Origin of the sequence: uncultured Nostoc sp. (genome assembly GCF_964247315.1) — a bacterium.
Taxonomy (GTDB): domain Bacteria; phylum Cyanobacteriota; class Cyanobacteriia; order Cyanobacteriales; family Nostocaceae; genus Nostoc.
The window spans coordinates 1-12,318 of record NZ_CAXTTT010000048.1 but is presented as its reverse complement, the minus strand read 5'-3'; the positions used below and the strand labels follow the sequence as shown (position 1 = coordinate 12,318).

General features: G+C 41.4%; 10 protein-coding genes. 6 read left to right on the top strand and 4 right to left on the bottom strand.

Going from position 1 to position 12,318, the window contains the following annotated elements; all coding sequences use genetic code 11:
• Positions 1-93 precede the first annotated feature (93 nt).
• Positions 94-1,413, top strand: coding sequence for an ABC transporter substrate-binding protein (locus ACFE93_RS15830; RefSeq protein ID WP_375474194.1), 1,320 nt, complete (start codon positions 94-96; stop codon positions 1,411-1,413).
• A 75-nt stretch (positions 1,414-1,488) separates the two neighbouring features.
• On the opposite strand, the gene ACFE93_RS15825 is transcribed toward ACFE93_RS15830, so the two are convergent.
• Entirely contained in the window at positions 1,489-2,112 is a 624-nt protein-coding gene (locus ACFE93_RS15825; RefSeq protein ID WP_375474193.1) for a hypothetical protein, read from the bottom strand.
• A gap of 33 nt (positions 2,113-2,145) precedes the next feature.
• Positions 2,146-2,883, bottom strand: coding sequence for a hypothetical protein (locus tag ACFE93_RS15820; protein ID WP_375474192.1), 738 nt, complete (start codon positions 2,881-2,883; stop codon positions 2,146-2,148).
• A 644-nt stretch (positions 2,884-3,527) separates the two neighbouring features.
• Here ACFE93_RS15820 and ACFE93_RS15815 point away from each other — a divergent pair.
• The 4 genes from ACFE93_RS15815 (at position 3,528) to ACFE93_RS15800 (ending at position 8,663) form a co-directional block, all read left to right on the top strand.
• The gene (locus ACFE93_RS15815) at positions 3,528-4,229 is read left to right on the top strand and encodes a PEP-CTERM sorting domain-containing protein (RefSeq protein WP_375474191.1); all 702 of its coding nucleotides are present in this window, start codon (positions 3,528-3,530) and stop codon (positions 4,227-4,229) included.
• 362 nt (positions 4,230-4,591) lie between these two features.
• Positions 4,592-5,653, top strand: coding sequence for a uroporphyrinogen decarboxylase (gene hemE / locus ACFE93_RS15810; protein WP_375474190.1), 1,062 nt, complete (start codon positions 4,592-4,594; stop codon positions 5,651-5,653).
• 182 nt (positions 5,654-5,835) lie between these two features.
• A complete protein-coding gene (locus ACFE93_RS15805; RefSeq protein ID WP_375474189.1) occupies positions 5,836-6,795 on the top strand; it encodes an NAD-dependent epimerase/dehydratase family protein in 960 nt (319 codons plus the stop codon).
• 269 nt (positions 6,796-7,064) lie between these two features.
• Entirely contained in the window at positions 7,065-8,663 is a 1,599-nt protein-coding gene (locus ACFE93_RS15800) for a B12-binding domain-containing radical SAM protein (protein WP_375474188.1), read from the top strand.
• A gap of 68 nt (positions 8,664-8,731) precedes the next feature.
• On the opposite strand, the gene ACFE93_RS15795 is transcribed toward ACFE93_RS15800, so the two are convergent.
• A complete protein-coding gene (locus ACFE93_RS15795) occupies positions 8,732-8,896 on the bottom strand; it encodes a hypothetical protein (RefSeq protein WP_375474187.1) in 165 nt (54 codons plus the stop codon).
• Positions 8,897-8,909: 13 nt separating this feature from the next.
• Positions 8,910-10,466, bottom strand: a complete 1,557-nt coding sequence (locus ACFE93_RS15790; RefSeq protein ID WP_375474186.1) for an NAD(P)H-hydrate dehydratase — start codon at positions 10,464-10,466, stop codon at positions 8,910-8,912.
• Positions 10,467-11,111: 645 nt separating this feature from the next.
• Here ACFE93_RS15790 and speY point away from each other — a divergent pair.
• Positions 11,112-12,287, top strand: a complete 1,176-nt coding sequence (speY, locus tag ACFE93_RS15785) for a deoxyhypusine synthase (RefSeq protein ID WP_375474185.1) — start codon at positions 11,112-11,114, stop codon at positions 12,285-12,287.
• Positions 12,288-12,318: the final 31 nt, after the last annotated feature.

Sequence of the window (12,318 nt, the reverse complement as noted above, 5' to 3'; positions counted from 1 at the left end):
ATATTTACCAGTTTAACTTATTAGCACTCGTTACTCTAAGCCGAGGCACTATTTTGGTGAAGTGATAGATGCCCAACAAATCTAAAAATTGACATGAAAGTTACCCTTTTCCAATCCATAATTCCGAATTTTTCCCGCCAGTTAACCAGTTCTGTTTGGCGGCTTTCGCTGATGGGAATTATTCTGAGTATATTTTTGATATTTTTATATGGTTGTCAGGGGACAGTTGAGAAGAATGATGGAGTAATTCATCTGAGTCTATGGCAATCAATCAATCCCCCTACTAATCGGGATGTGTTTAACAAACTAGTAGATAAATTTAATCAGACTCATACTGATATTCAGGTAGAATCTATCTTCATAGGTCAACCCCAATTGCCAAAAATATTAACAGCAGTTGTGGGCAATGCACCTCCAGATATTCTGTCATTCGACCCTCAATTGACAGGTCAGTTTATCGAACTAGGGGCAATTCAACCTTTAGACAAATGGCTAGATAAATCGCCGTTGAAGTCGGAAATTAGCCCCAACCTATGGGAAGAATTAAAATTAGACGGTCATCTTTGGTCAATCCCCCTCTACACGAGCAATTTAGGCGTTTTTTACCGACCTAAACTTTTCCAAGCTGCGGGAATTACGCAAATTCCTAAGACTTGGGAAGAGTTAAGGGAAGTCGCCAAAAAATTAACCATAGACAGCAATGGTGATAATCGACCTGAACAGTACGGAATGTTACTGCCTTTAGGAAAGGAAGAATGGACTGTCTTTAGTTGGTTCCCCTTTTTATTGAGCGCTGGTGGAGAAGTTGTTACCAATAACCGTCCGAATTTGACGAATGCAGGAGCGATCGCAGCCTTACAATTTTGGCAAGACTTATTAAAAGATGGTTCAGCAACACTTTCTTCCCCAGAGCGAGGTTATGAAGAAGACGCTTTTATTGCAGGTCGCGTTGCTATGCAGATCACAGGCCCTTGGACTTATATAATAAAATCCAATGTTGACTTTAACGTATTTCCGATACCTACAAATATGAAGCCTGCGACAGTGACAGCTACTGGAAATATGTATTTGATGAAGACTACACCAGCAAGAGAGCAAGCTGCACTCAAATTTTTAGAATATGTTTTGAGTGAAGAATTCCAAACAGAATGGAGTATGGGAACTGGTTTTTTACCAGTTAACCTTAAAGCTACTAAAAGTGAAGCTTATCAACAATTCATCAACCAAAAACCTTTGTTAAAAATGTTTGTAGAACAAATGCCTCTGGCTGGCGCTCGACCGATTATTGCTGGATATAACCGTCTTTCTGACAGTCTTGGTCGAGCTATAGAAGCTACATTGCTAGGAGAGTCTGCGGAAAAAGCGCTCAAGATATCACAAGAGCGTTTAGAGCTAATTTGGGATGACAAATAAATAGGACTGGGTATTGGGTACTAGGAATTGGGGAACTGGTTGTATCCTCTGAGGTGCAGTGACTTGAGTACATAATTAACTACTAGCATTGGTAATAATTCCTACAAGCACTCGCACTAATTCTTCCAAACCTTCTGGAACGCGATAAAGTTTGATATCTTGCATGACCCGTTTATCTTGCCGATAAAATATTCCAAATCGCCAATCTTCTCCATTTGTTACAGCACCATACAAAGTTGGTGTTTGCGAATCTGTCCATTGGTCGAGTGCTATCAATTCAATTGCAAGTTGAGTAAACTCCCGGCTTAAATCGGATTGCTTGGCTTCAACTACTAACAGTGAATTTGAAGATGAAATATAGTAATCAAAACTTCCTTTGAGTTGTTCGCTAACATTAATCGGATACTCAATGTTTAGTTGAGTTTGCGTTTGGTCGCAAATTTCCAACAAAATAGGAGCAATTAAAACTTCACGTTTTGCAGCTTGACTGATCGGATTTACGCGGATGATATTGCGCCGTAAGTAACGCTGTAAAAATTCTAAATAGTCAATTACACCTGAATATTGTGGTAGTTGTAGTGATGCGCGTTCGTAACTACATCCTAGTTCTGCCAAGATATCTGCTGGGGCATAGGGTAATTCAAAATACTTACTAAATGTATAACTTTGACCGAGTTGGAGAATGGGCGGACGAGTCATAAATATAAAGGTTATGGAATATATCGATAAAAGTTAGGAAGAAACTCCAGTTTTGGGATGTAAATTTCTTTTCAATGTACACAAACCAATTGCTGGTATGGCTCCCAAAATAACTGCTGTTAGTCCTTGTCCACTCCAATATAGTATGGGAGTACGGTAAGTTTCTGGAATCAAATTTTGCATAATAAAAAGCAACCAAACCAAAATAGTGATCCAGAAGAAAGAGATTGAGGGTAAAAAATTCCACCACCAAATGTCTGCTGTATATCGTCTCAATACCAGCCATTGGCAAATCCCTAGCCAAATTCCAGAGATTATATATGCGATCGCAGACAAAAATCCAAAAATCAAACTATCTTCAGAAGATGATGAGGCAATGGTTGAAATGTAGTTAATCCAGGCTGTAGAAACGCCATTGGCAATCAGCCAACCTACACTAGTAGCAAATAGCCACTGCAAACTCAGTAAATATCTGTAAACAGCAAGGCTCTGGTCGGCAGCAAAAATCACAGCAAATACAACATTACTGAGACTTCTAACCAAAATGCTCCATGTTTGTGATTGGATAGCAACGTTAGGTGAGAGACTTTGGAGAACTATTTTCTCTAAAGCGATACTAGCAACACCACCCACAACCCATCCGATGAGAGTCATTAAGGTAAACTGAATAAAAAACCTCTGTCGCTGTGATCGCGGAATCAAATACTTTCCTGGGTTAGGCTTGTTATTAGCAGATGCAAGATTATCGGGACTGTTAGAGTCAGTTTGCATAAGAAGTTAGGGGAGTGACGCAATAGGGAGATCAGGGAGATCACGGAGCAGGGAAAGAATAACTAATGCCCAATGCCCAATTCTCAATTAAATATTGATTCTTGTTTTACCCTATTTCTCAATCACTAGTCCCTATTTTCCATTCCCTACTCGCCACTCGCCACTTGCCCAAGGCGAGGATAGTATGTCAATAATAGCAGTCTATTCTCAATAGATTCAGAATTAATCTCATTAATTTATCTTTATTCCTAAAGATTTAGAGGTAGTCCATCGTAAACATCGCTTTGAGTCTTGGAAACTAAACCAAACCAGAAATGGTGATTTTTCTGTTGGTTCTTAACCTTAGTTGCGATCAAGAGTAATTTAGATATGTTTGTTCTGCCCACTACAATTGCACAATAACCTTCACTTAATCTTTAAAAACATTTTAGTATATACACCGTATCTTTTGTGACTTATAAAAGTCAAAATAGGATTACAAAGGATTAAGACAAACTTACATCTTTGAGATTGTGATATCCAACAACAGTCATATAGAAAAAATAATCATTGTGATGTTTTTCTAGGTTTTTGGAATAATGAAACCAGTTTTTCATAGCTAAGTTTCAAGAAAAGTTCAGTCCTAATTATCTTTGTGTTCTTCAATGTTTATTACTAGAATGCTGCAAAAATTATCATTGGCTTTAATCGGAACAACTATTGCGATCGTGAGTGCAAATCCAGCTAGTGCCGTAACTCTGAAAGTCAACAGTGGACAGTTTTCTAGCTACGCTGATGCCAAAACTGTCACCTTTGATGATGGTACAGCAAACGATCCCAATGGATTTGTTACTTACTCTAATATTACTAGTAACATTGTTCAAGGTAGTGTAGGTGGTCAATACGCCTCACCTTATGGAGATAATACCAAATTTCTCACAATTTCTCCAAAAGGTAGTAATGTTGCAGGCGACAGTGGTTTTGTCAATATTGCCTTCAAACAAGCTGTTAATTACTTCGGTTTTTATGCAGGTTCATTAGATAGTTACAACTATATTGACATTTACAAAGGTGATCAGAAGTTAAATAGTTTTAGCGGTGCAGATGTACCAACTGCTACCGCTGATGGTAATCAGACATCCTCTCAATCTAATTTGTTTATCAATCTTGTAGCAAATACAGGAGAAACATTTGACCGAGTTGTGATGCGCTCAGATGGTGTTGCCTTTGAAACAGATAACCACGCCTATAGACTAGCCAAGAGCGTTCCCGAATCTAGTGCGATGTTAGGTGTGTTAGCAATAGGTGCTTGTGGTATGACTTCACTTTTCAAACGCTCACAACATAAAGCGACAGTGAAAGGATAAATTGATCGCGATATCGGTTGAAAATCCTTAAGGATGTGTCTCTACGTCAAGCGTAGAGACACATTTGTTATTTGTCATGCAGTTTTCCTCATGCGTTCCCTTGATGTATAAGTCAGAGGTGCATTTCTACGTGGGACTCAAAGCGATGATTTCATCGGATAAGCCAAAAAAGAATAATTTGTGGCACTTGGTGGCATTAATTACTGTAGTCAACCCAACCGAGCGCTTATATCCAGTAATCAAAATATTATAAAATAATATTACTTTATGCCCTGCTACTCACCTTTTGCTAACAACCTGCTGGAAAAGCGTAATCCCAGAATGATAAGCTAAACAGTGGCATAAATAGGATGAAGTAATAAATGGGTGTTTCTTTAACAACTCCTCATCTCTTACGGGCTGCTCGTGGTGAAGTAGTAGATCGTCCCCCTGTATGGATGATGCGACAAGCGGGACGATATATGAAAGCATATCGAGACTTAAGAGAGAAGTATCCTTCGTTTCGCGATCGCTCCGAAATTCCAGAAGTAGCAATTGAAGTTTCCTTGCAACCGTGGAGAGCTTTTCAACCAGACGGAGTAATTTTATTTTCTGATATTGTCACCCCATTACCTGGTTTGGGCATTGACATGGATATTGCCGAAGGTAAAGGGCCAATCATTCACTCGCCCCTCCGCACTCAAGAACAAATCGAGCGTCTGCATCCTTTAGAACCAGAAGCAGCTCTACCATTTATCAAAACAATATTGCAAGCGCTACGCTCGGAAGTAGGCGATAAATCAACGGTGTTGGGCTTTGTGGGTGCGCCGTGGACATTAGCTGCTTACGCAGTGGAAGGAAAAGGTTCTAAAACCTACTCCATTATCAAAAATCTGGCATTTTCAGATCCGACGATATTGCATCAATTGTTAGCTAAATTCGCAGATGCGATCGCCATCTATGCCCGCTATCAAATTGACTGTGGCGCTCAAGTTGTGCAAATGTTCGATTCTTGGGCGGGTCAATTGAGTCCTCAAGATTATGATACTTTTGCTCTCCCATATCAGCAGAGAGTTTTCCAGCAAGTCAAGCAAACCCATCCTGATACACCTTTGATTTTACTAGTTAGCGGTAGTGCAGGTGTGTTGGAAAGAATGGGACAATCTGGCGCTGATATAGTCAGTGTAGACTGGGCTGTAGATATGGCAGACGCAAGAGCCAGATTGGGTAAGCAAGTGAAAGTTCAAGGAAATCTTGATCCAGGCGTGCTATTCGGCTCTAAACAGTTTATCCGCGATCGCATTCTCGATACCGTTCGCAAAGCTGGTAATTGGGGTCATATTCTCAATCTCGGTCACGGTGTCTTACCAGAAACTCCCGAAGAAAATGTCGCTTTCTTCTTTGAAACTGCAAAGGAATTGAATCTTGCAGGAGTTAAGAGTTAGGAGTTATGGGTTATGAGTTAAGAGTTAGGAGTTATGAGTTATGAAGTTATTAGTTGTGAGGTGCAGAGTTATTTTTAACTCCTCGCTTCTAACTCATAACTTTATTTTTAACTCCTGATTCGGAACTTTTAACTTTATTTTTAATTCTTCACTTTTAACTCCTAAATTTTGAAAAATTCTTTATGAACCAGAAACGGATTTTAGTGACTGGTGCAAGTGGTTGTGTAGGTCATTATTTAACAGAAGCCTTAATTAAAGAAACAGATTGCGAACTGTATTTACTCGTTAGGAACCCAAGCAAACTGCAAGTTGATACCAAGGTACGTTCAGGCATCAACGTTTTACAAGGTGATATGCAAAATATTCACCAGTTTGCTGATTTGCTATCCACAATTGATACAGCGGTACTCACAGCCACAGCTTGGGGTGGTGATCAGACATTTGATATTAATGTCGTCAAGACTATAGAGTTACTTGAACTGCTAGATCCAGAACGTTGCCAACAGGTGATTTATTTTTCGACAGCTAGCGTTTTGGATCGCTACAATCAACCATTAAAAGAAGCTGGGGAAATTGGGACAGATTACATCCGTTCTAAATATGAGTGCTTAGAGAAAAAAGAAAAATTAGCGATCGCACCCAAAATTACCACAGTATTTCCGACTTTAGTATTGGGCGGTGATGCCAATAAACCCTATTCTCCTGTCACATCTGGTATTACAGAAGTGACGAAATATATTAATTTGATTCGCTTTTTGGAAGCAGATGGCAGTTTTCACTTTATCCACGCACGAGATATTGCCACTGTCGTGCGAAATTTAATCGATCGTCCTCCCAAAAGCGATCGACCACGTTGGCTTGTTTTAGGTCAAGCACCGTTAACTGCTAATCAAGCAGTGAAACAAGTTTGTGCTTATCTGGGCAAAAAGATTTACTTTCGCATCCCCATATCTATAGCATTGGCTAATTTGATTATTGTTCTGTTCCGCATTCGGATGGCCGCTTGGGATCGATTTTGTATGAACTATCGGCATTTTACTTATGAAAAATTCATCAATCCCGATAGTTTCGGCTTGCCAAATTATTGTGCAACCATGAGTGATGTTTTGAAAATTAGCGGTGTTGAAAAGGCTAAAAATTGATTATAATATCTGGCTTTTGACAGCATTGGAAAAATATTAGCAGAAAATTATCCTAATTTTGTAGAGAGCCTCTGGGGTTTTCTCCATTAGGGACTGGCGTCATTGAGTATGAGTGAAGGATGGAAAATTATCTCTTTCCTCTCTGCTCCCCAGTCCTTCGATTTGAGTGAAAAATATCAATGGGAAAATAAAACAACTTTAGTAAAAAGTCAATAGCTCTTAATTTTAGTTAGAGTAGTGTAACAACAAAGTGTGAGGATCGATACTAAATGCGAATACTGTTAGTGTATCCAATATTTCCCAAAACCTTTTGGTCTTATGAAAAAATCTTGGAGTTAGTCGATCGAAAGGTTTTATTACCACCTCTGGGTTTAGTAACAGTAGCCGCGATTCTGCCCCAAGAATGGGAATTCAAACTGGTCGATCGCAACATCCGCCCCGCAACAGAAGCAGAATGGGCATGGGCAGATGTGGTAATCCTCTCGGCGATGATTGTCCAGAAGCAAGATTTACTTGAGCAAATTCAGGAAGCAAAAAAACGTGGCAAGTTAGTCGCAGTTGGTGGCCCTTACCCCACCTCTGTACCTCACGAAGTTGAAAATGTTGGCGCAGATTTTCTAATTCTGGATGAAGGAGAAATCACGCTACCCATGTTTATTGAGGCAATAAAAAGGGGAGACACATCTGGGACTTTCCGCGCCATAGAAAAACCTGATGTCACAAGCACACCAATACCCCGCTTTGATTTATTAGAATTGAACGCTTATGACATGATGTCGGTACAGTTTTCGCGTGGGTGTCCTTTCCAGTGCGAATTTTGCGACATAATTGTTCTCTACGGGCGCAAACCGCGCACCAAAACCCCAGCCCAACTGTTAGCAGAGTTAGATTACCTCTATGAACTGGGTTGGCGGCGGGGTGTGTTCATGGTAGATGACAACTTTATTGGCAACAAGCGGAATGTGAAATTGTTGCTCAAAGAGTTAAAAGTCTGGATGGCGGAACACAAATATCCCTTCCGATTTGACACGGAAGCTTCAATTGACTTGGCGCAAGATGCAGAAATGTTGGAGCTGATGGTTGAGTGTGGTTTCTCAGCGGTGTTTTTAGGAATCGAAACACCGGATGAAGATAGTTTGCAAATGACCAAGAAGTTTCAAAATACTCGTAGTTCTCTAACTGAGGCAGTGCAAACCATCATTAAAGCGGGATTGCGCCCAATGGCTGGATTTATTATCGGCTTTGATGGCGAAAAAGTAGGCGCAGGCGATCGCATTGTCCGCTTTGCTGAACAAGCAGCAATTCCCTCAACTACCTTTGCTATGTTGCAAGCGTTACCCAATACTGCGCTTTGGCATCGCCTGAAAAAAGAAGGGCGACTGCGGGAAAATCAAGATGGCAACATCAACCAAACAACATTGATGAACTTTCTGCCCACCCGTCCCCTGGAAGAACTTGCTAGGGAATATGTTGAAGCGTTCTGTAGTTTATACGACCCAGTACAGTACTTAGATCGCACTTACCGCTGTTTCTTGATGATGGGTTTACCAAGTTGGAAAGCGCCAGCGAAAATGCCAGAGTGGTTAGTTGTAAAAGCGTTGCTGATTGTAATTTTGCGACAAGGCATCAAACGGGAAACCCGCTGGAAATTCTGGCATCATTTGTTCAGCATTCTCAAGCGTAACCCCGGAGTTATTGAACATTACATTTCTGCTTGCGCCCACAACGAGCATTTTTTAGAGTATCGCCAAATTGTCCGCGATCAAATTGAAAGTCAGCTAGCTGATTATTTAGCACAAGGCGCAGAAAAGCCTTATGTTCTAGTGAAAGAAAAAGCTGAGGAAAAAGCGGAAGCGGTAGTTAGTTAAGGTTGGTAATGGGTAATAGTAAATAAATTACTTATTACCCGTTCTCAATTAAAATTATACAAATTCAATTAATAGTCATTGTCAGCTACACAAATGCCTTTACATTTAATACCGTTGGTAACGGTGCGTTGACAATGAGAACATAAAATTTTTTCATTTTCTGTTTCTTGATTTATCTTTAAACTAGTACTTGCCTGTAATTTTTCTTTTTCAGTCTGGATTTTTAGAGTCATAGTTAAAAGCTGTTTAATTACTTAGAACTTTTATCAAATATTGTGTCAATGTAAACGCATCTACACCCAATTCGGTACGCTCTTGGGCGGCTATTATACCTGCTTGGGAATGCCACCAAGCAGCAGTTGCTACAATATCTTCTACGGGAATCTGTTTAGTTGCTGCTTGCGCCAACAATCCACCTAGCAGCCCAGTTAACACGTCGCCGCTACCGCCACGTGCCAAAGCAGGTGTGCTTTCAGGAACAATCCAAACAGCACCTTGAGGGTTGGCGATCGCAGTTCTCGCCCCTTTCAACAATACTATCGCCTCACTTTGCGCGGCTGCTTCCCTTACTGCTTGCACCCTGTCATGTTTGGCATCAGGGACATCAGGAAACAATCGCTCAAATTCGCCAGTGTGGGGTGTGAGTACGGTTACTGCTTGGCGTTTTTTTAGCGTGGCGATCGCTCCCATTTGTGCCAGGATATTTAAGCCATCGGCATCGAGAAGCAAAGGGCGATCGCTTTCTATGACTTGTTGCACAATAGGCGTAGCATCTCGTGTTAAACCGGGGCCACAAGCGATCGCATTAAAGGAACTCAGATCGGTGTTTTCTGGTAGTTGTAGGTGGGCAATGGCTCCACTTTCCGTCTCTGGACAACCGACGATTAGTGCTTCTGGCAAGTGTGACACCAAAAGAGATTTCAGGGATTCGGGTACGGCAATCGAAAGCATCCCGACACCACTAGCCCTAGCACCCAAACCAGTTAAAATTGCCCCACCTGCATAGCGCCGCGAACCGCAAATCAGCAGTAAATGTCCTTCCTTATATTTGTGAGTAACTGCTGGACGGGGTAAAGGTAAAGTAGCAAGTGCCTTTGCTCGTGTAATAAGTTTAATTTTAGGTGCATCTTTGAGAACAGCTTCCACATCAGCCAAAGGAATATCGAAATCGATTAACTCAGCTTTACCAAGATATTCCAACGCTCGATCTTGGAAGAAAGCTAGTTTCCATAAACCTAAGCAAAATGTGTGAGTGGCGCGAATGGCAGTTCCCAATACTTCGCCTGTGTCGGTGTGTAAACCTGAAGGTAAATCGATACTATAAATCGGTACAGACAATTCATTTAGCTGATTAATTGCAGAGGCGATGGGATCGGTCAGGTTTCTTTCTAAACCAAATCCAAACAAGCCATCAATCAACAAATCAGAATCTGGCAGTTGCTCAATTGTTTGATAAATTGGAATGCCCAAACTCTCGGCATACTGCAAGTGCTGCGAAGTTAATTCCTTAAGTTTAGAAAAAGGAGAATAAATCCAAACCTCATACCCGCAAAAGTGTAATTCACGGGCTACGACTAAAGCATCACCGCCATTATGACCGGGGCCGACAAGAATTCCCACACGAGATCCCCTTAACAAAGGAGTGTTTGAAAGAATCTCTGGAATGCGACGAGCAATTAATCCCGCCACCTTTTCCATCAAAGCAACTACAGGCATTCCCGCTGCAAAGATCCGCTTTTCAATATCGCGCATCTGCCCAGCAGTCACTACCACTTGCGAAAATTGTTCTTGTCTATCTTGCATTAGTCCTGAGTGGTAAGTTATGAGTTTCAGGCTAACTGAAAGTTTAGCAAAATTGACTCATATTCCACCCAAAAAAGTTACAAACCAATTTCCACATCTTCAAGGATGCCGAGTGCGTCTAGTCCGTACTCCTCAAACAGGGCAGGGCTGTTTCATTCCATTTCAAACAGGATTTGTCAAGATGGTTAGCGAGAAAATTCTAAGTAAAAGTAGTGATTAAATGTTCATTTCATGACTGAGAGATCAGTAAAATAGTTCATTTTCTCGGCACGCTGGTAACAGAATAACCAATTTTTAATTGCTAGAACCCTTGATTTTTAAAGCTCTTTGGGGAATGAAACAGCCCTGCTCAAACAGGGGGGGCAACTCAGTGACAGCAGTGTTATCAAACTACTGTAATCGCGAGGTCATACCAATTTTAAAAAAGAATGCGACAATTCGTAACAATGTGACTAATGTGCCTGTGAAATGCTTATAAGGTTTCAAAATAGTTAATCATCGTAAATTTCCAAAAGGGCTGAAAAAGCTTTCTTCTCCTACTCTTCACTTCCTTTTTCAAGCTAGCGATCAAAAAGTATTGCTATCACTTTGGCTGAAAGCTAGATACCATTAGATTCGGCGTGTTTACTGTTCGGGAGTGCCAAAATGTCTAAACAGCTGGGTCAAAAAATTGCCCCTACACCAATATCAAATGATATTAATGTAGTGGATTTGATCGATCAATACTTCACCGCTTACAACTCAGCGCGGTTGCGGGAAATCTGCCAACTACTGAGTCGCGATGTCCTAACAGAAGGTGTCACGGTGGGAGTTAGCCTCTCTGGTGCGATGACGCCAGCAGGATTTGGGGTTTCAGCACTTGCACCCTTAATTCGCAACGGCTTTATTGATTGGATGATTAGCACTGGTGCAAATCTTTACCACGATATGCACTATGGTTTGGGTTTTGAACTCTTTGCTGGTAATCCGTTTTTGGATGATGTGAAACTGCGTCAAGAAGGCACGATCCGCATTTATGACATTATCTTTGGTTACGATGTGCTGCTAGAAACTGATGCGTTCATCCGCAAGATTCTGCAAGGAGAAGCGTTTCAAAAGCGGATGGGAACGGCTGAATTTCACTATTTACTAGGTAAATATGTCCGAGAAGTAGAAAAGCAATTGGGTGTGCAGCATTCCTGCTTGCTAGCTACAGCTTATGAATATGGCGTACCGATTTATACGTCTTCTCCAGGAGATAGCTCAATTGGGATGAACGTAGCGGCTTTAGCATTGGAAGGTTCGCAGTTGGTGATAGATCCATCAATTGACGTGAATGAGACAGCAGCGATCGCATATAATGCCCGTGAATCTGGAGGTAAAAGTGCGGCTGTAATTCTTGGTGGCGGTAGTCCTAAAAACTTTTTGCTACAAACCCAACCGCAACTTCACGAAGTCTTAGGGTTGGAAGAACGAGGACACGATTACTTTGTGCAGTTTACCGATGCACGTCCAGATACAGGCGGTTTATCTGGAGCAACCCCATCGGAAGCTGTCAGTTGGGGTAAGATTGACCCCCATGAGTTACCTAACACAATCGTTTGTTATACCGATAACACTATCGCTCTACCACTGGTGACAGCGTATGTGTTAAACAAATGCCAGCCTCGTCCCCTGAAGCGCGTGTATGACAGGCGAGAAGCCATTTTAGAGAAACTGCAAAAAGACTATCTAGCAGCCAAAACCCAACCATCGGATCGGATTCCAGCAGCAGTTGCTGAAAGTGCTTCACAGCAAACAGCAACTTATCCCTGTGGTCGGCTGATTCCGAATACTCACTAAGGGAATAGGCAGGGGAGCAGGGGAGCAGGGG

Bases quoted from the DNA above. Each gene is read 5' to 3' on its own strand.
- ACFE93_RS15815 (WP_375474191.1), top strand. From the start codon at position 3,528: ATGTTTATTACTAGAATGCTGCAAAAATTATCATTGGCTTTAATCGGA.
- ACFE93_RS15795 (WP_375474187.1), bottom strand. From the start codon at position 8,896: ATGACTCTAAAAATCCAGACTGAAAAAGAAAAATTACAGGCAAGTACT.
- hemE (WP_375474190.1), top strand. From the start codon at position 4,592: ATGGGTGTTTCTTTAACAACTCCTCATCTCTTACGGGCTGCTCGTGGT.
- ACFE93_RS15800 (WP_375474188.1), top strand. From the start codon at position 7,065: ATGCGAATACTGTTAGTGTATCCAATATTTCCCAAAACCTTTTGGTCT.
- ACFE93_RS15790 (WP_375474186.1), bottom strand. From the start codon at position 10,466: ATGCAAGATAGACAAGAACAATTTTCGCAAGTGGTAGTGACTGCTGGG.
- ACFE93_RS15820 (WP_375474192.1), bottom strand. From the start codon at position 2,883: ATGCAAACTGACTCTAACAGTCCCGATAATCTTGCATCTGCTAATAAC.
- speY (WP_375474185.1), top strand. From the start codon at position 11,112: ATGTCTAAACAGCTGGGTCAAAAAATTGCCCCTACACCAATATCAAAT.
- ACFE93_RS15805 (WP_375474189.1), top strand. From the start codon at position 5,836: ATGAACCAGAAACGGATTTTAGTGACTGGTGCAAGTGGTTGTGTAGGT.
- ACFE93_RS15830 (WP_375474194.1), top strand. From the start codon at position 94: ATGAAAGTTACCCTTTTCCAATCCATAATTCCGAATTTTTCCCGCCAG.
- ACFE93_RS15825 (WP_375474193.1), bottom strand. From the start codon at position 2,112: ATGACTCGTCCGCCCATTCTCCAACTCGGTCAAAGTTATACATTTAGT.